Origin of the sequence: Cerasicoccus maritimus, from assembly GCA_031296935.1 — a bacterium.
Lineage (GTDB): Bacteria > Verrucomicrobiota > Verrucomicrobiia > Opitutales > Cerasicoccaceae > Cerasicoccus > Cerasicoccus maritimus.
Genome location: JAVDPD010000014.1, coordinates 57,336 through 74,641, shown reverse-complemented (window position 1 = coordinate 74,641; position 17,306 = coordinate 57,336). Strand labels below are relative to the sequence as shown.

Annotated in this window: 19 protein-coding genes; 5 read left to right on the top strand and 14 right to left on the bottom strand. The window is 56.7% G+C overall.

The window, feature by feature from the left end; translation table 11 throughout:
- Positions 1-24 precede the first annotated feature (24 nt).
- Both RBB62_RS10625 and thiH read right to left on the bottom strand, forming a co-directional pair.
- On the bottom strand, positions 25-549 hold the full coding sequence (locus RBB62_RS10625) for a hypothetical protein (protein WP_309398795.1): 525 nt from the start codon (positions 547-549) through the stop codon (positions 25-27).
- Positions 546-1,766 (bottom strand): 2-iminoacetate synthase ThiH, encoded by a 1,221-nt coding sequence (gene thiH / locus RBB62_RS10620; RefSeq protein ID WP_309398793.1) that lies wholly within the window; start codon positions 1,764-1,766, stop codon positions 546-548. The genes RBB62_RS10625 and thiH overlap by 4 nt, the downstream gene beginning before the upstream one ends.
- A gap of 105 nt (positions 1,767-1,871) precedes the next feature.
- Here thiH and RBB62_RS10615 point away from each other — a divergent pair, with 105 nt between their 5' ends.
- Complete coding sequence (locus tag RBB62_RS10615) at positions 1,872-2,372, top strand: VOC family protein (protein ID WP_343219085.1); 501 nt, start codon at positions 1,872-1,874, stop codon at positions 2,370-2,372.
- Positions 2,373-2,414: 42 nt separating this feature from the next.
- On the opposite strand, the gene RBB62_RS10610 is transcribed toward RBB62_RS10615, so the two are convergent.
- From RBB62_RS10610 to RBB62_RS10600, 3 genes are read right to left on the bottom strand one after another with little or no spacing between them, the layout of a single operon-like run.
- Positions 2,415-2,972 (bottom strand): helix-turn-helix domain-containing protein, encoded by a 558-nt coding sequence (locus RBB62_RS10610; protein ID WP_309398791.1) that lies wholly within the window; start codon positions 2,970-2,972, stop codon positions 2,415-2,417.
- A gap of 1 nt (position 2,973) precedes the next feature.
- Entirely contained in the window at positions 2,974-3,378 is a 405-nt protein-coding gene (locus RBB62_RS10605; RefSeq protein ID WP_309398789.1) for a hypothetical protein, read from the bottom strand.
- Positions 3,379-3,436: 58 nt separating this feature from the next.
- On the bottom strand, positions 3,437-4,231 hold the full coding sequence (locus RBB62_RS10600) for a thiazole synthase (RefSeq protein WP_309398788.1): 795 nt from the start codon (positions 4,229-4,231) through the stop codon (positions 3,437-3,439).
- A 78-nt stretch (positions 4,232-4,309) separates the two neighbouring features.
- Between RBB62_RS10600 and RBB62_RS10595 the strand changes: the two genes are divergently transcribed.
- Positions 4,310-5,071: a phosphodiester glycosidase family protein gene (locus tag RBB62_RS10595; RefSeq protein WP_309398787.1), complete on the top strand. Its 762-nt coding sequence runs from the start codon at positions 4,310-4,312 to the stop codon at positions 5,069-5,071.
- An 83-nt stretch (positions 5,072-5,154) separates the two neighbouring features.
- Here RBB62_RS10595 and RBB62_RS20290 read toward each other — a convergent pair whose 3' ends face one another.
- From RBB62_RS20290 to RBB62_RS10555, 9 genes are all read right to left on the bottom strand, one after another.
- Positions 5,155-5,424, bottom strand: coding sequence for a DUF4190 domain-containing protein (locus tag RBB62_RS20290; RefSeq protein ID WP_425499891.1), 270 nt, complete (start codon positions 5,422-5,424; stop codon positions 5,155-5,157).
- Between the two features lie 35 nt (positions 5,425-5,459).
- A complete protein-coding gene (locus RBB62_RS10590; protein WP_309398786.1) occupies positions 5,460-6,092 on the bottom strand; it encodes a DUF6882 domain-containing protein in 633 nt (210 codons plus the stop codon).
- 294 nt (positions 6,093-6,386) lie between these two features.
- Positions 6,387-7,190 (bottom strand): cysteine peptidase family C39 domain-containing protein, encoded by an 804-nt coding sequence (locus RBB62_RS10585; RefSeq protein ID WP_309398785.1) that lies wholly within the window; start codon positions 7,188-7,190, stop codon positions 6,387-6,389.
- Between the two features lie 436 nt (positions 7,191-7,626).
- The gene (locus tag RBB62_RS10580; RefSeq protein ID WP_309398783.1) at positions 7,627-8,451 is read right to left on the bottom strand and encodes an alpha/beta fold hydrolase; all 825 of its coding nucleotides are present in this window, start codon (positions 8,449-8,451) and stop codon (positions 7,627-7,629) included.
- Positions 8,452-8,462: 11 nt separating this feature from the next.
- Positions 8,463-8,930: a peptidylprolyl isomerase gene (locus RBB62_RS10575; RefSeq protein ID WP_309398782.1), complete on the bottom strand. Its 468-nt coding sequence runs from the start codon at positions 8,928-8,930 to the stop codon at positions 8,463-8,465.
- Between the two features lie 234 nt (positions 8,931-9,164).
- Complete coding sequence (locus RBB62_RS10570; RefSeq protein ID WP_309398781.1) at positions 9,165-9,815, bottom strand: 3'-5' exonuclease; 651 nt, start codon at positions 9,813-9,815, stop codon at positions 9,165-9,167.
- A 32-nt stretch (positions 9,816-9,847) separates the two neighbouring features.
- Positions 9,848-10,834, bottom strand: coding sequence for an MBL fold metallo-hydrolase (locus RBB62_RS10565; RefSeq protein WP_309398780.1), 987 nt, complete (start codon positions 10,832-10,834; stop codon positions 9,848-9,850).
- Positions 10,835-11,024: 190 nt separating this feature from the next.
- Entirely contained in the window at positions 11,025-11,870 is an 846-nt protein-coding gene (locus RBB62_RS10560) for a glucosamine inositolphosphorylceramide transferase family protein (protein WP_309398779.1), read from the bottom strand.
- A gap of 200 nt (positions 11,871-12,070) precedes the next feature.
- Positions 12,071-12,502, bottom strand: coding sequence for an RNA recognition motif domain-containing protein (locus tag RBB62_RS10555; RefSeq protein ID WP_309398778.1), 432 nt, complete (start codon positions 12,500-12,502; stop codon positions 12,071-12,073).
- A gap of 483 nt (positions 12,503-12,985) precedes the next feature.
- Here RBB62_RS10555 and RBB62_RS10550 point away from each other — a divergent pair, with 483 nt between their 5' ends.
- The 3 genes from RBB62_RS10550 (at position 12,986) to ftsH (ending at position 17,292) form a co-directional block, all read left to right on the top strand.
- Positions 12,986-13,636, top strand: coding sequence for a GOLPH3/VPS74 family protein (locus RBB62_RS10550; protein WP_309398777.1), 651 nt, complete (start codon positions 12,986-12,988; stop codon positions 13,634-13,636).
- An 81-nt stretch (positions 13,637-13,717) separates the two neighbouring features.
- Positions 13,718-15,139, top strand: coding sequence for a tRNA lysidine(34) synthetase TilS (gene tilS / locus RBB62_RS10545; protein WP_309398776.1), 1,422 nt, complete (start codon positions 13,718-13,720; stop codon positions 15,137-15,139).
- Positions 15,140-15,168: 29 nt separating this feature from the next.
- Positions 15,169-17,292: an ATP-dependent zinc metalloprotease FtsH gene (gene ftsH / locus RBB62_RS10540; RefSeq protein WP_309398775.1), complete on the top strand. Its 2,124-nt coding sequence runs from the start codon at positions 15,169-15,171 to the stop codon at positions 17,290-17,292.
- The last annotated feature ends 14 nt before the right edge of the window (positions 17,293-17,306 follow it).

Sequence of the window (17,306 nt, the reverse complement as noted above, 5' to 3'; positions counted from 1 at the left end):
GCGCGCATGAACGCGAATGAAAATTTAAAACGACGTCCGCCGAAAGCCCATCGCCTGCATTGCGACAACCAGCTCTTCGGAGTTGCGCGCCTGGATCAAGGCCAGGTAAGGCGAGTCGGCGGGGATGGTTTCACTCGCGGTTTGCCGCGCCACTTCCAATGGCTCCGGCTCGAAGGCATGCGTAAAGAAGCTGTTGCCGATGTCCAACATGCGCCCCTTGTCGAAGCGCTCTTCGAGGATCAGCGTTTGCTTGTCCGGACCTTGCACCATGAAGATTAGCCATGTGGGCAAAGAGTCTTGGCCGTGGGTGTTGGCCTCGACCAATTTCCACTCGGCGCCATCGCCCAAGGTGAACGTTAAATACCGGAAACCCTCCGTCTCACTGCCGTCGAAGAAATAATGATCCGCCGCCGTGCCCACACGCCCCGGGAACTTCAGCCCAAGCTGGATACGCGACCAAAACACGCTGACAAATGCCACCGCCGACAAAACCACCAACACCGCCAGCAGGATCGCGAAGCGCTTCAGGCTGAACCCGCGCTTGCTCATGCGGGTGCCAGCTCGCGCGATGGATCCGTCACGAGCACTTGATCGAAGTCTTTCCACACCGCCTCATAACCATGACTGCGAATCATCGCGGCGATGTCGGCCGGTGCGCGCTCGTCAGCAATGTGGAATTGCTCGCCGGGCTGCTCCTTGGTCGGCTGCCAAGCATTTTCATCAAAGTGGTCATAGCCGCCGGGCTCCGTTGAGGCGCCCGCGCTCATCAGCGTCACCCCGAGCGGGGCAATGCCATTGCGCAGGGCCGGAGGCTCGCGGGTGGAAATCGTAATGCCCACGTGCGGCATCAGCATGCGCAGCGCGCAGATCGTCTGGACAAGCTCGCGGTCGCCCATCAGGTGCTCGGTCTTCGGCTGCCAGCCACCCGTCGCCGGGCGCATGCGCGGCAGGCTCACGGAGACTTGCGCCTTCCAGCATTTGCGGAGCAGGTGTTGCGCGTGCGCGGCCACAGCCATGGCTTCGAAACGCCAGTCATGCAGACCGAGCAATGCGCCGATGCCCAGGCGTCGGAAACCGGCGTCGTAACCGCGCTCCGCGGTGTCCATGCGCCAGGCAAAGTATTTCTTCGGCCCCATCGTGTGGAGCTCTTCGTAGGTCGGCTGGTAATACGTTTCCTGGTAAACGATCAGCGCCTCGGCACCGGCGTCGACCAGATGATGATACTCTTCGGTGTGCATGGGCCCGAGCTCGATGCTCACCGCCGGCATGATCGGCAGCGTGCGCTTAATGCACTCCGCCACGTAACCGTTGGACACCCATTTCGGGTGCTCGCCCGCCACCAGCAGCAGCGAACGAAAGCCCTGCCGCGCCAGGCGCTCGGCCTGCTCGACCACCTTCGACACGGGGATAGTCACGCGCGGGATGTCGTTGTGCCGCGAAAAGCCGCAATACTTGCACACGTTGACGCACTCGTTGGAGAGATACATCGGCGCAAACAAGCGCACCGTCTTCCCGAAAAAGCGCTGCGAAATCCGCTGCGAATGTGCGGCCATCTCCTCGATGCGCTCACCCGCCGCCGGCGAGATCAGCGCGGCAAAGTCCTCAAGCGAAGTCGCCCGCCCACGGCGCAAGACCGTATCCACCCGCGCCAAGTTCGCCTCGCGCGACTGATCGGCGAGTTGCTCCAGCGGCAGCCGTGCAAACGCTTCGGAAAACATCCCGACCGGCGCTTCGTGGCTATGGTGGTACTTACGTGGTGTGGACATCAGGCTAGTTTCGCACGAATGCCCGCGTTTTCAAACCGGAATGTTTGTCTAGAAATAAAAGTTAAGCGACGCATTGCAAATGACGTTATCTCGACATAAAGATATATTATAAACAACAAACCGATTCATCCCGGAGCCAGTATTGGCCACGTGCACCTGAAGGTCGCCAACCTCGACCGCTCGCTGGAGTTCTACTGCGGCGTGCTCGGCTTCGAGCTCGTGCAGCGCTTTGGCGATCAGGCGGCGTTCATTTCGGCCGGCGGCTACCATCACCACATCGGCCTCAACACCTGGGAAAGCAAAGGCGGCAAGCCCCCGCCCTACGGGACCACGGGCCTCTACCACCTGGCGATTCTTTACCCGGACCGCCCGTCACTGGCGGACGCCCTCCAGCGCCTGCTGGAGGCGGATTACCCGCTCGACGGCGCGTCGGACCACGGCGTCAGCGAGGCGCTCTACCTGAGCGACCCCGACCAAAACGGCGTGGAACTCTACCGCGACCGCCCGCAATCCGAGTGGCCCCGCAGCGCCGACGGCAACCCCAGCATGTTCACACGCCCGCTGGACTTACGCGGCTTGTTGGTGGAGCTGAAGGAGCCGAATTGAATAGCTATCATATACAGCCAACAATAACGACTAACTCGTCTACTAACACTCCGCCAATTGTCCCTGCCCTACTGAATCATCGTCAAGCAACTCAGAGATCTTTCCCTCATCATAGCTTAAACTTGGTGGTAAGTTATCTTTTGAATCGCTAAATCTAGTTACGAAGTTGAATAAAACTTCGCCAAAAAATTGGTGTATCTTGTCGACGAGAATACCGTCATCACCATTATCATTTGCTAGTTCAACCAATTCATCCAACAGTTCTTTTGTTTCAAAAACGTTTTGCTTTATTCTGTCTGCCAAAGGCAATTCTTCATCGCAAAACGATATATGCATAGAATACCCGACTGCATTAACGTACTGGGCAACATCGGTGAATTTCCAATCGAAATCACTGCCCGACTCTAGTCGTGAGATTTTACTGGCATCACATGACATTCTCTCTGCGACAGATTTTTGATTTATGTTTTTAGATAAACGTAAATCAATCAGGCTAGTAGTGAGTCTTGAGGATTTAATCTTATTATTAATCCTCTCTTCGAGCGATGTGTCATCAGCTAATTCAGCGGCCAATTGTGCGACATTTCGTGTGGTGGACATATTATTGCCGTTTATTTTGGTCCTTCTGGGAAAGGTTGGTGGAAGATGCTTTGATCTTTGAACGGATTATTTTTTTACAATCTGGTATATCTTGTGCCTGAGACGATTTATCTCCGATTTTCAAGATATGAATTATTTTGGTAACGTCATTTATAGAAACATACAGACGAGTCTCATGGGCATCTTGAACCTGAGTCTGTCCAATTCGCCATAAGTCGTCTTTCTCTGATCGGAAGAATCCGATCTTCAATTGAGCTAGTTTAGTGCCTCCATTAAGAAGTGAGATGATTTTATCCAAATTTGCAAAGCAGGACGTGTACTCATCTGGATGTTTTTTTGCATACTTCTTGAACGAAGACTTGGTCGCATAGTCTTTCGAAATGCTCCAAGGATCCTCTGCTTTCATGTATAATATACATCCACCTTGCCATTTCTTGCAAGTTTCGCAAGCATTTTAACCCCGACTACCCCAAAAACGCCGTGAGCGGGCTGGTGGCGTTGGCGGTTTGGGAGGTGGGGCCGAGGCCCATTTCGTAGGCGGCGCGACCGGCGTCGACGGCGGCAGCGAAGGCCTGGCCCATCTTGGCCGGGTTGCTCGCTACAGCGATGGCGGTGTTGACGAGCACGGCGTCCGCGCCCATTTCCATCGCCTCAGCGGCGTGGGACGGCGCACCGATGCCGGCGTCGACCACCACTGGGACTCGGGCTTGCTCAATGATGATCTCGATCTGCGCGCGGGTTTCGATGCCGCGGTTGCTGCCAATCGGGGCGCCCAGCGGCATGACAGTGGCGCAGCCGACGTCTTGCAAACGCGCGGCGAGCACGGGGTCCGCATTGATGTAGGGCATCACGGTCCAGCCTTCCTTCACGAGGATTTCGGCGGCCTTAAGCGTCTCAATCGGGTCGGGCAGCAGGTAATTCGGGTCCGGGTGGATCTCCAGCTTCACCCACTGCGGCAGCCCAGCGGCGAGCGACAGGCGCGCGAGTCGGACGGCTTCTTCCGCGTTCATGGCGCCGGCGGTGTTCGGCAGCACCAGGTAGCGGTCGGGCTCTAGAAAGTCGAGGATGTCGGCAAACGGATCAGCCTTGTCGGACAGGTTTGCGCGCTTGAGCGCGACAGTCACCAGGCCGGTTCCGCATTCGCGCAAAGCATCGCGCATCACTTCGTTGGAGGCAAATTTGCCCGTGCCGACCAACAACCGGCTCGGGAACTCCCGACCGGCGATGACCAAAGGTTCGTTGGAAAGATTTTGCGACATAACCAAGGGAAACATCGTCTCCAGTTCCCGCAAAACGTCAATGATGACTTTGGGCGGGCCGCCGAGGTGATATAATTAATGATGCCCCCGCATCGCCTCCTTGTTTCCCTCTTCCTGAGCGTAATTGCCGTCCTGCCCCTCCCCGCGCAAACCGAGCAGCCGGACCTCGAATACCAGCACCTCGAAGTGGAGCAAGACGGCAAAACCGCCAAGCTCGACCTCTGTATTTTCGACCCGAAAAAGATCAAGCTCCGGGTGATGGACAACATGAACCACCTCGGCCTGCCTCGCGTTCAGAAGCTAGCCTACGCGATGTCGAAGGGCAACTACGTGGCAGGCGTCAACGGCGGCTTCTACGAAGTGGCCGCCTTCACGCCGCGCGGCCTGCAAGTCAGCAATGGCGGGCGCACGGGTGAGTTCGAAAGCGACACCTGGATCAAGGGCGTTGTGCAGGTCCAAGACGGCGAGCTGTCGATTTTCCACCGCGACGACTTCCAGGACTCCGACGCCATTACCCAGCTCCTGCAATCCGGCCCGTGGCTCATCTACCAAGGCGAGATCCCCAAGCAAGGCCTCGGCAAGGACCGCTACCACGCGCGCACCTTCATCTGCGAAGGCCGCGACGGACGCTTCCTCATCGGCATGTGCGACAGCGCCACACTCCTCGGCATCGCCGAGATTTTACAATCCGACGCCGTCCGCGAACACCTCGACATCGTCAACGCGCTCAACCTCGACGGCGGCCCATCAACCGGCTTTTGGATGCGCGCCCCCGGCCACGGCCTCATCAACACCCCGGAGATCTCGACGGTCCAGAATTACATCGGGCTGTATCGCTAGGTGGCGGTAACGTTAATTTCATAAGCGCAGGTCATCGTGGAGCGATGGCCGGAGCTTTATGGAGCAACTAAATAGAATAAATCTCATCTCCATGGATTTCTCCCGTGCGCGTCCTCCCATGCGATCCAGCCAAGCACGAAGAAAAGGAGTGCTAAGTAAAAATAGCCAAGAATGAGTCCCCAAATTGCCATCCATCGCCCTGACCTTTTTTCCATGATGCTCAGTTTCTTGAGCCCCACATGGCCGAAGATGATTGCTGGCCAGCAAAGTATGAATCCTAGGCCACCAAATAGTCCACATACTCCACAAATGAATGAAATAAGAGGAGCGTTGGTTTTGCTTGGAGGTTCCATTTTTAGAGTTTCTAACGTCGAACTGTGGCCTGGCTTTAGCCGTTGCCACCTGCGTCTGGCTCCGCCCCATCCTTTTTAAGAGGTCTATATTGCTCCTTTTCCTCTTCGGGGATGAATTCTAGTCCATCGTAAAGAAGGAAAAGCGAACCATTCGTTCCCGGTGATTTGTATGCACCCTGAGATTCAAGTAACCGTCCCGAAATAGAGGTCATCTCCCAGCCATCGATTTCATCAGCATCCCACTTTTTCTCAACTAACTTCTGAATAGATTCTCTTTCTCCAAATTCTTTTACTTTTTCAATCAAACCAATTTCTATGTCGCCGAAATGTGGGTTCGCCCATGCCCACATCCAAGTATCGGATTTTGTTGATGTGGATCCGACAACTGTGACTTTAGCTCTGACCTTCGGTTCTTTTTCGTCGCTCCACCAGATTACGCTTCGGAAGAGGTCATACTCGTATCTAGCGTAGTCTCCAATCCCGAAAAGACGGTTATTCTTTTCGTTTTGGGCGCGCATATAATCAGTAGATTGAGCTACAAGATCTTCAAAGTCGGTGAACTCCATTTTCTTTTCTTCAGCTGTAAGGACGAAGGGAAGCAGGCTTATCAATGGGAGCAGTAGTCGATTCATTTCCTCCGCAGAACTGTAATTATCCTTGAGTTTCATGCACCAATGGGTGCGTTCATATCGCATCATTGCTGCCGATTGCCCACATGACAAGGGAAGATCGCCAGTGATAAACAAAACCTGATACTACTGGAACGCACCAAGCATGCGCTTTTAGACGTCTTTTCAAACCCACTGGTGTTTTCGGTAAAAAACCACCAGTGATTTTTGCTGAAAAACACTGATGGTTTTTAGATGCGCGCACCCGGCAAGGGCGTCATCAAGGTCCCGGAGATGTCGGCGGTGCGGAATTCAGTTGAGCTGTATCGCTAGGCGGTGGCTACATGAGGGTGCCTATGGCATTGCCACCTGGGCTTGGTTGGATATATCCTCAATACCTAAGCCATTCCAATTCTGGTGAAACCAAATTGCACTTCTCGCCTCTTCTTTCCCCATGAGAGGGTCGAGAACTAAGAATTTCTCATTCCGGTTTTCGAGTACCAAAATGGCATGCCCATCCTGCAGTTTGCCATAGTTCACGACTAGTATGGCTGGAAATGATACTTCCTCGATAGGCTTAGCGTCTATTTCCTTAAATAATAGGCCATTCTGCTCCAGGGCATATCCAATCTGACAAACGCTTCCGCCAAACTTACTGAGTCTCATCATTTCAGCAGCTTCTTTTTCGGAGATGGGCGTTTTCAGCAAAGAAAAGCATAGGTTGGCAACAGATGCCGCAGAACAGGAATAATCTGTCGACTGAGTTAAGTATCCATCTCTAGGTATCGTCGAAGATAATGCAGATAGGTCTGTGGCGAAAGTCCTCAAATAGACAGTGGGAATTCCGATAATCAGAACAATGCATAGAGGAACATATTCTCTTTTCTTTTCCATGAATGCATCCACCACAAGCCAGCCAACCAAGATGAAGGAACTGGCCAGCAGCGTCTTGCCGATCAGGGTGCTTCCATATACTTGAATGGAATATGGAAAAAGGATCCTGAAGTCTTCTAAAAATATAATCCCAAGGGCGAACAGGAGATACCCACCTGCGAATGCAATCGGACTGAATAAGGCCAATTTCATTCGCTTTTGGCGAGAGGCAATCAGCGCTGCCCCAACCCCATAAAGCAGACTAACTGCTGCAATAATTAACATTCTAAATTCATCCAACTATAGTTATACCTGAAACGTTTCATGTACGAAATGACCGCATAAAAATCGTAGCATTGCTACCATTTAAGTATATAACAAGGTAAGATTGCTTTCAATCGATAATCCTATCATTTGATGGGTTTCATCAATCCTCCACTACCCCCTACCCGAGGGAATCCAAACGAATGTGCTGCTACCATACAGTCTGAGTTCAATCCAATCGAAATCCCTTGGACCTCATCCAAGATCACACTGCCAACAACCGCGGGCCAAGCATCGAACGACTCGACCAAGCCGTCGCAGCACGCCCCCAAGACTGGTGGATCAATCAAAGGCCTGGCATCAAACTCATTGCTAACGGATGGGCACGCGCTTCAGCAAACGCTTCATGAAATATCGACTTGCGCATAACCGTTAAGCATTGGTCTGCATTAAACACTCAATCCACCAAATACGAAACGAAGCTCAGCAAGACGCGGAGAAATTGCTCCGGGGCTTCGAGGTGGGCACAGTGTCCCACTTTGGGAACCACTGCCATCGATGGGTAGGGCAAACGCGGCTCCATGCTGTGGGCGATGTCGCAGAATTTGTGGTCGAACGCGCCCGTAGTAATCAAGCACGGCAAGTCGAGGTCGACCAGGTAATCCCAGAGCGAGGGAATGCGCCCCGTGCTCATGGCCAGCAGCGCGCCCGCGAGCTGGACCGGATCATTGCGACGGCGGCGTTCGCGCAGCGGCTCCAAAATTTCCGGGCGAATATTGTCCTGACTCTGGATGATGGGCATCGACTGCCAGGCCTGCAAAAATTCGTCGACGGTCTGCTCGCGCATGCGATGGGCGAGGTCTTCATCCATCATCAGGCGGTCGAGTCGACGCGTCGGGTCGGCAATGCCAGGTGTCGCGCCCACGGTAACAAGCGCGCGCCATTTGGACGGATTGCGCGCGACGGCGTGCAGGGCTACCCTCCCACCCATAGAGTAGCCGAGGAGGATCGGCGTGCGCCCCGTCTCGGCAACAATGCGGCGGCGCGCGGATTCCACCTCGTCCAGAAAATCATCGAGCACGAGGGCATCCGGGTCGGCTACAAGGGCATTGCCATGACCCGGCAGATTCAGCGCCCACCAATCGAGCTTTTCGCGGGACTGACCGGCGAGCCAAGCAAAGTCTTCGGCATCGCCGGTAAAGCCGTGGAGCGCCAACAGCGGCGACTGCCCCGGCGAATCCCATCGCTGAAGGCCGGTTGCATGTTGAAGCGGTCCGGCCATGTCAGATGTTTTTACTTAACGGAAGCTTTGACGATGTATTGCTTGTCAACCGGCTTGTCGCGGGCGTCGCACTTGGAATTTTCGATCTTCGTGACGATGTCCATACCGGCCGTTACCTTGCCAAAAATGGTGTGCTTCATGTGGAGCCAGCCGCAGGGCACGGTGGTGATGAAGAACTGGGAGCCATTGGTGCCGGGGCCAGCGTTGGCCATGGCCAGGAGGCCGGGCTGGTCGAACTTCACGCTTGGGTCACACTCGTCCTCGAATTTGCCGCCCCAGAGGGATTCGCCTCCCATACCGGTACCGGTCGGGTCGCCGCCTTGCAGCATGAAGTCCTTGATGACGCGGTGGAAAATGATGCCGTCGTAGTAGCCCTTGTTGATGAGGCCGACGAAGTTTTCGACAGTCTTGGGAGCGATGTCGGGCATCAGCTCGATTTCAATGTTACCCTGGTTGGTTTCGAGGATTGCGGTAGGCATGTTGTTTAGGATTTGTGCGGGTTTCGCAGATTTCTGTTCTTTGAAAGTTATGAAATTAGGCATGTAGAATTATGAATTATGAAAGGCTGACGCAATGCGGAAGCACGGTTTTCTCTGCATGGAGCAAAGGAACGTAGCGAATAACCAATAAACCGTTAGCGAACTCAACAAGTCGTCTGTTCAAAGCACCCCCAGCAGACTTTCATAATTCTGAATTCATCATTCATAATTACTTCAGCTGTTCTGCTCTTGCTCGGCCTTGCGCACGAGCATGTAGAGGCGGCGGCTCATCCAGGCATCGGTTGCCGCATAGACGATCTGCTTATGATTAAGGCTGTGGCGGGCCCAATTGGACACCTGCGCGCTCTTGGAAATGCGCAGGCCCATGAACATGCCGATCAAGCTGCGGAGGCCAGTTTTTTCAATGCCCAAACGGCGACTGATGTCACTGATTTCCACAAAGCCCGCGGGCTTGTATTTTTCAATAGCTTGGAGGCGCTTGATGTCGTCTCGCAGGGCCACGCCGACCTTTTTCACCTTGGCGTTTTCCAGCAAGGGAAAGAGGGGCTTGAGCCCGCCAATGCGCTTCACTTGGAAAAGGTAGGCCTCGTAATTGGTCGCAAACTGAACAACAGACGGGTCGTAATTCTCGCCCTTGCGGAAAGCTGGGCGCGACTCGGTGTCGAAGCCAAGCACCTCGGTTTGGAGGAGTTTTTCCACCGCAATTCGCGCTGCCGCTGGTGTGGTGATCAAGTGAATGGCGCCTTCGAAACGGCCCAGCGGAAGACGGTTAATTTCTTCCTTGGTGATGTTCAGCGCAATAGGCAACGGCTCCAGCTCGGAAGTCGTCGCAGGACTAGATTTGTGTGATGTATGTGATGTCAAAACAGGCAATCCTGGGATGTCAGATGGCCGGCCTAGAGGTCGAGTTCGAGACCGTCGTAGCAGAGCAGTATTTCCTCGGGATACTGTGCGTGTCCAAGCTGTTCGTTGGATTCCTGGTGGTAGATGCTGCGGTACATGATCGTATTTCGAAGAAAGTCGTCGAGCTGCCAATCGGTGTTGATGGGCTCGTGATGGAAAATGGCCAAGCGCTTGGCGCAAGCGCGGGCAGTCAGCTCAACCCCCATGACGTTGCTGGAGTGGCCCCAGCTCGCCTTGGTGAAGGTGGCGTCCGCCATGGTATATTGGGCGTCAAAGATGACAATGTCGGCGTCACGGAAGAAGTCCACAAACGGGTAATCCTCCTCGTAAGCCTCGTGAGTGTGCTCGGAATCAGTCGAGAAAACGGCGATCTTGCCGCCCTTTTTAAACCGATAGCCGTAGGACTTGCCGGGGTGATTTTGCTCGATAGTGTCGATTTCGAAGCCTTCCACGTTGTAGGGCGTGAGCGGCGGCTGGACGTCGAACTCGATGTCTGCACCCATCGCGTCGAAAGGAACTGGAAACTCCGGGCCAGCCATCTGACGGCGAAGCGCATCCTCGCACTGCGGGTGATAAGTGTGGAAAATGATCTTGTTGCCCGGGATGTAGGCCGGGACGAAAAACGGAAAGCCCTGGATGTGATCCCAGTGCAAGTGAGTCATGAAAATGTGATACGTGCTCGGCTGCTTGGCCTCGCCGGTCGTCATCAACTTGTGCCCCAAGTCTCGGATGCCCGAACCGGCATCGCAAATCATGTATGCGCCACCGGGATTATCAAACTGGATACAGGATGTATTGGTGCCGTAAGTAGAACGCACCGCAAACGGCAAGTTGCTATCCATGAAGGCGTTAATCTTTTCCTCACTGGAAAGATCCTGCCCGTTAGCCGCTTCGAGAGCCCGAAAAATTTTCTCACGCACCATGGGCGCGGTCATCGGCGCGGGCAGCGAACCCTGTGTTCCCCAGAAACGGATTTTCATGATTCAAATTTATACAACGGGAGCAGACCCTAATGCCTGTAACATGGCAAGCTCTGAGCAAATGGCGAACATAAATTGATGACATTCAGCTGCTTCCATCCATTAATTGACGATTTTTTTACAGATTTTTATAGTTCCTTGAAAATTCACGCTACGACCAGCCAGCCTCCTACCATAAGTCCCTACCTACTTAACCTGGCCAGGTGCGTAACGCTACATCACCCCAAAAATAGCCCGCCGCTTGATTGAAGGTATGAGTGGCGATGGCACCTGGCGGCATGGTCGGCGGCGTGTAGGCTTGGAAAAGCCGTTCACGGTAAGTCGTGTCCGTCCACTCCTCAATCGCCATCAAATGAACTCCATAGCCGTAGCGCTTAACGCAGTTTTGCGCCGGGCGAATCAACATGCCCTTGTGCTCGAAAATTCTTCCAGCTGGCCGGGCGCAGGCGCGGTCTGCGACGATGGGATTAGCCGGATGCGGTGTCCAGTCCTCGCTGATGGGAGAATCTGCGGACCAGAGGCAAAGCTGCCCCGAGGCATTGCCACCCGGCGTGGCGGGGGTTCCGCCAAAGAGCCACCAACGGCCATCCCTCTGCCAGAACGTTGCGTCGACCACCTCAATGTCGCGCATGAGCGATTTTTCATACTCCCAGCGATGCGGCCATTCGACGCAGCGATAGAGGTCCACCGTGCGGTTGGCGCGGGATTCTGGCACGAGCCACCATTCTCTATCATGTTGAAAAACATTGGGATACGACAGGTGATAATCACGCTCCAAAATAACCGTCATCGGGCCCACAGAGCCATCTGCATTGAGTTCAAAGACCGCCAGCCGGCCTTTTTTCGGGTGGTGGATCACCTCTTCGATAAACACCCAGCAGCGGCCATCGCGGGCGACGGGAAACGGGTCGGCCCAAGAACAAGCACCCAGCCCAACGGCCTGCGTCATGCCCTCGAAGCTATCCGGGATGCCCGAAACCTTGCCGGTAAGTAAGCGCCATTGCTTGCCCGGCAGCAATCGTTTCCAAAATGACATGCCGTGACTATGGCGCACGCGTGGCGCTTGGCGAGGCTTTCGTTTCCCCCAACACCACAGCCAGACGCAGAAAACGCCGGCCATTGCAGGCCGACGTTTGTGTCGCAGGAAAGGATGAAAATTTTGGTTGGGCCCTTACCGGGCCGTCAACCTCGTAAAACAGCTGTCTAGAGCTGGAGATGGTTAGCTCTTGAGCTGCCTTAGAAGGCGCGACGATCACGACCGCCGCCGCCGCCACGCTCGCGTCGGCCACCGCCGCCGCCACCGTAGCCACCGCCACCGCCGTAGCCGCCTCCACCGCCGCCGCCACGGTAGCCACCGCCACCGCCGCCGCCGCGCTTGAAGCCGCCGCCGCCGCCACCGCCGAAGTCACGGCGAGGGGGACGCTCTTCACGGGGACGAGCAATATTAACCTTGGCGGGGCGTCCGCCGATTTCTGCTCCATTGAGGGCCTCTACGGCTGCGTTAGCTTCTTCTTCGCTCTCCATGGAGACGAACGCGAAGCCCTTGGAACGACCGGTTTCACGGTCGATGATGACTTTAGCCGAGTTGACTTCACCGTGGGCGCCAAAGATGCCCATCAGTTCGTCGTCGGTAAGATCGTAGGGAATATTCCCAACGTATATGTCCACTGTCTTGATTCTTTTCTTGTTCAGCGCCGGAGGATAACGAGCAGGATTCCGGCGCCCCGAACCAAGCTCACTGTGGGTGGTAATCACCCGGGGTCTTTGCCGAAGTTCCGCCCGCGAATTAACTTTTCGCACGCTTCTTCCCAGTAAAAACGGACGCGAGTAATGGAGGAATTCTTAACTACTTGCAAGGAAGAATTGTGATACGCGTTAGTTACGGAATTCGGTGGCCAGAGGCCGGAGGCCAGTGATCGGATGTCGGAGGTCAGAGGTCGGCAGTCGGATAATCTGAAACAATCGCTGGAGGACTTAGCATAGAGCAACTGAAACAAGGTATGGATTACCTCCGACTTCCGATCTCTGACCCCCGACTTCCGACCATCCGACTGCTGACCTCCGATCTCTGACCCCCGTCCTCCGTCCTCCGACCTCCGTCCTCCGAAAAATAGGCTTTCCGCCGGAGCCGAAACACGCTTCACTGCGCCCATGACATTCGCCGAGCAGCTACTCGTACTCGCACTGGATCCGAAAACCGGCAAATTTCACGCTCTTCCGCGCAAGTCGCTGGAGATTGGTCTCGCGGGCGCGTTCCTGCTCGAAATGACCTTCCGCAAGATCATCGACTCCGATGCGGAGAAAATCATCGTGTTGCAGGAGGCTTATCCACAGCGTCCGCTGCTCAACTCCGCGCTGCAAGTCGTCCGCGAAGGCGACAAGGAAATTCCGCTGCGCAAGGCCGTTGGCCGTCTGGCACTCCAGGGCAACCTGCTCGTCTCCAAGACGCTGGAGAGCCTCGTCCACGAGGAAATCCTCGAAAAGAAGGACAAGATTTTCTTCATTAAGAATCGCAAGGCCCCCATCTACCCGCAGGCTGACGAGCGCATGCGCGCCGACGTGATTGAGCAAGTGCGCGAGCTCGTGCTCAACCCCGACGAAATCCCCTCCCCCGAGGAAACCGCCCTGCTGGCCCTCGTGGAAGCCTGCCGCCTGCAGCGCAAGATTTTCACCGAAGAAGAGCGCGACGAATTCGAAGAACGGTTCCAGCAGCTGGCCTCCATGGACTTGGTGGGCATCGCCATCGTAGACGCCGTGCGCGCCGCCCGCGACAAGGAGCTGCTCGACCTCGCCGCCGAGTAAGTCCTGTAAAACAATCGCCAAAGCACGCATCCGGGCCGCGAGTGTTCGCGTTGGCCCGAGCATTTGTCATACTGCCCCACCGTGACTGATTGGTTCCAACAAGCACTGCGCCTCGCCGACCTCTGGAAAGAGGAGTCGCTACACCCGGCCACAACCCACGTCATTGACCAGTTTAAGGTCAGCTGGGGCGTCGCCTGCTCGGGTGGCGCGGATTCTCTGGCTTTGCTGCTCCTGCTCTGGGCGCGCTACCCGCAACGTCGCGGCCAGCTCCGCGTCTTGCATTTCAATCACGGCCTGCGCGGCGAAGCTGCCGATGCCGACGCCGCCTTCGTGCGCGAAGTCGCCCAAAGCCTCGGCCTGAAGTTTGACCTCGGCCACGCGGGCCTCAAGCCCGGTGACCAAGCCAGCGAAAGCCAACTCCGCGACGCGCGCCTGAAGTTTTTCTCGGACGCCAATTGCGCAATCGTCTGCCTGGGCCAGCACGCCAACGACGTCGCCGAAACCCAGCTCATGCGCCTGGCGCGCGGTTCGGGGTCCGACGGCCTCGCCGCTCCGCGCCCCGTCAGCCAACCGGCCCGCAACAGCCCCGTCCACCTGCGCCCAATGCTGGAGTGGTCCCGCGAGGCAATTGTCGACGGCCTGCGCGCGCTCGACATTCCGTGGCGCGAGGACGCCAGCAACCAGTCCAACGAATACTTCCGCAACCGCATTCGCCTAAGCGTTTGGCCCGCCCTCCAGGAAGCCAGCCCCAGCGACGCGCTTTCCGGCGCCATCCGCGCGCGCCAACTGTTAGAAGAAGACGCCGATGCGCTCGAGAGCTGGCTGGAGTCCGTCTTCCCCGCCAAGGAGCAGCAGGACCGCCTCGCGCCCAACAGCCTGCGCGGCAAGCCCCGCGCCATCTGGCGCCGCGCCCTCGTCCGCTGGCTAGCCCGCATGGGCCTGCTAGATAATCTTTCCGCTGGCGCGATCGACGACCTGCTCCTGAGCTGGATCGAGGAAGAGCCGCTGCGCTTCAGCGTGGGCAAAAGCCAGTTCCTCGTCGCCGACGACAAGGGCCTCATCCACCTGCGTATCGACGAACGCGCGCCCAGCTGGTCGCCGCGTAAATTAACGCCCGGCGCCGGCCTCGCCTTACCCGACGCCGGTTTGCTCATGTGCCGCCAAGTCGAGCTCGATTCAGGCCTCAATGCGCAAATCCGCGCCGGAGAATTTTCCGAGGCTGAATGCGTTTATTTAGACGCCGACCGGATCGGCTCCTGCCCGCTAACCGTGCGGCTTTGGCAGCCCGGCGACCGCTACCGCCCGCTCGGCAGCCCCGGCTCGCGCAAGCTGCAAGATTGCTTCACCGACCGGAAAATCCCCGAAAGGGAACGAAAGCGACTGCCCGTGGTCTGTGATAAACGCGGGGACATCCTCTGGGTCCCTGGCCTACTGCCCTGCGAAAACGCCCGCATCCAGCCCGAAGCCAAATCGGCTCTTTGGTTGACTTACCGGACGTCCTAGGTGATTATTGATACTCTTTTTACCTATAAATGAGCGATAACGAAGAAAAACGCGACGACGCGCAAAAAAATCCACCGCCCGGATCATTTCATCCGAAAATGATCTTCATCTGGCTGGCGGTCATTACCGCGATTGTCCTCCTGTGGCGCTTCTCGCCCGGTCAACCGACTGGCGCAGAGGTGTTGACCGTGTCCGAGTTGATACGCAAAGCGGAAAACGGCGAGCTGAATGAGCTATACCTCAAAGAAGATCCCAGCGGCGGCCGCCAGTGGTACGCCATGTGGGGCACCCTGAAGAACCCCAACGCCAAGCCGGAAGCAGTCGAAAAGGCTGACGCCGCCTCCACCAGCACGGGCTCGACCCCCGAAGGTTCTAATAAGAACAATGCGGTCCCGGACAAAAGCCTCCCGGACGACCTGATTCAGTTCACCTGCTCGGGCAAGCTGACGGACTCCCGTTACGATATGCTAACCAACCCGGACGCACCCTACAAGGTAGTCGCCAAGCCGGCCAGCACCGTAATGATGGAAATCCTCGTCAACCTGCTGCCGTTCCTGATCATCATTGGCCTGATTTACTTCCTGTTTGTGCGCCAGCTCAAGATGGCTGGCAAGGGCGCGATGTCCTTCGGCAAGAGCCGCGCCAAGCTCCTCACCCGCGACAAGGACCGCTTCCTCTTCAAGGACGTGGCCGGCTGCGATGAGGCCAAGGAAGAAGTCGCCGAAGTGGTGGACTTCCTCAAGGACCCGAAGAAATTCCAGAAGATCGGCGGCAAGGTGCCCAAGGGCGTGCTCATGGTGGGCCCTCCCGGCACCGGTAAGACGCTGCTCGCCAAGGCAGTGGCTGGCGAGGCAGACGTGCCTTTCTTCTCCATTTCCGGCTCAGACTTCGTGGAAATGTTCGTCGGCGTGGGCGCCGCGCGTGTCCGCGACATGTTTGAGCAAGGCCGCAAGAACGCGCCCTGCATTGTCTTTATCGACGAAATCGACGCCGTCGGTCGCCAGCGTGGCGCCGGTCTTGGCGGCGGCAACGACGAGCGCGAACAAACGCTCAACTCGCTGCTCGTTGAGATGGACGGTTTTGACGGCCACGAAGGCATCATCATCATCGCCGCAACGAACCGCCCGGACGTCCTCGACAAGGCGCTCCTGCGCCCCGGCCGTTTCGACCGCCAGGTGTTGATTGACCTGCCCGACCTCAAGGGTCGCGAAGAAATTCTCCGCGTGCACGCCAAGAAGATCAAGATGGCGCGCGACATCGACCTCGGCCGCGTGGCCCGCAGCACCGCAGGATTCTCCGGTGCCGACCTCGCCAACTTGCTCAACGAAGCCGCCCTCGTGGCCGCCCGTCGCGACAAGACCGAAGTCGACGCCGCCGACATCGAGGAAGCGCGTGACAAGATCGCCTATGGCCGCGAGCGCCGCAAGCTTATGGACGAAGAAGACAAGCGCTCCACCGCCTTCCACGAAGCCGGCCACGCGCTCGTCCAAGCCGTTCTCAAGAGCAAGAATCACGAGCTGCACAAGGTGACGATTCTTCCGCGCGGACGCGCCCTCGGCATGGCCATGCTCACGCCAACCAAAGAAGTCCTCGGCGAGACCAAGAACGACATCCTCAACTTCATTTGCTGCTGCATGGCAGGCCGCATTGGCGAAGAGCTCGAAACGGGCGATTTCTCCAGCGGCGCATCCAGCGACATCAAGCAGGCCACCCGCGCCGCCCGCACCATGGTGTGCGACCTCGGCATGAGCGAGCTTGGCCCGATTGCACTGGGCGAAAACCAGCAGCACATCTTCCTGGCCAAGGAAATCACCCGCAACCAGGACTACTCCGAGGAAACCGCCCGCAAGATCGACTCCGAGATGCAGAAGATCCTCAACGCGCAATACAAGCGCGCTGAGCAGATCATCGAAGAGCATCGCAAGGCCCTCGAAGGCATTGCCGAAGCCCTGCTCGAATACGAGACGATCGACGGCAAGCACGTCCACGAAATCCTCGAGTTTGGCGAGCTGCGCTCTCCGGTGATCAACAACACCACACCTCCCCCCGAAAAGGAAGAGGAAGAGGAGAAGCCCACCCAAAAGCCGAAGACCAAGGAGGACGACAACGACGAAGGCCTCCCCGGTGCCGCCCCAGCAGGCATGCCCGCCTAAAGGATCGAGCAATC

Bases quoted from the DNA above. Each gene is read 5' to 3' on its own strand.
- RBB62_RS10625 (WP_309398795.1), bottom strand. From the start codon at position 549: ATGAGCAAGCGCGGGTTCAGCCTGAAGCGCTTCGCGATCCTGCTGGCG.
- thiH (WP_309398793.1), bottom strand. From the start codon at position 1,766: ATGTCCACACCACGTAAGTACCACCATAGCCACGAAGCGCCGGTCGGG.
- RBB62_RS10610 (WP_309398791.1), bottom strand. From the start codon at position 2,972: ATGTCCACCACACGAAATGTCGCACAATTGGCCGCTGAATTAGCTGAT.
- RBB62_RS10605 (WP_309398789.1), bottom strand. From the start codon at position 3,378: ATGAAAGCAGAGGATCCTTGGAGCATTTCGAAAGACTATGCGACCAAG.
- RBB62_RS10600 (WP_309398788.1), bottom strand. From the start codon at position 4,231: ATGTCGCAAAATCTTTCCAACGAACCTTTGGTCATCGCCGGTCGGGAG.
- RBB62_RS10595 (WP_309398787.1), top strand. From the start codon at position 4,310: ATGATGCCCCCGCATCGCCTCCTTGTTTCCCTCTTCCTGAGCGTAATT.
- RBB62_RS20290 (WP_425499891.1), bottom strand. From the start codon at position 5,424: ATGGAACCTCCAAGCAAAACCAACGCTCCTCTTATTTCATTCATTTGT.
- RBB62_RS10590 (WP_309398786.1), bottom strand. From the start codon at position 6,092: ATGAAACTCAAGGATAATTACAGTTCTGCGGAGGAAATGAATCGACTA.
- RBB62_RS10585 (WP_309398785.1), bottom strand. From the start codon at position 7,190: ATGTTAATTATTGCAGCAGTTAGTCTGCTTTATGGGGTTGGGGCAGCG.
- RBB62_RS10580 (WP_309398783.1), bottom strand. From the start codon at position 8,451: ATGGCCGGACCGCTTCAACATGCAACCGGCCTTCAGCGATGGGATTCG.
- RBB62_RS10575 (WP_309398782.1), bottom strand. From the start codon at position 8,930: ATGCCTACCGCAATCCTCGAAACCAACCAGGGTAACATTGAAATCGAG.
- RBB62_RS10565 (WP_309398780.1), bottom strand. From the start codon at position 10,834: ATGAAAATCCGTTTCTGGGGAACACAGGGTTCGCTGCCCGCGCCGATG.
- RBB62_RS10560 (WP_309398779.1), bottom strand. From the start codon at position 11,870: ATGTCATTTTGGAAACGATTGCTGCCGGGCAAGCAATGGCGCTTACTT.
- RBB62_RS10550 (WP_309398777.1), top strand. From the start codon at position 12,986: ATGACATTCGCCGAGCAGCTACTCGTACTCGCACTGGATCCGAAAACC.
- ftsH (WP_309398775.1), top strand. From the start codon at position 15,169: ATGAGCGATAACGAAGAAAAACGCGACGACGCGCAAAAAAATCCACCG.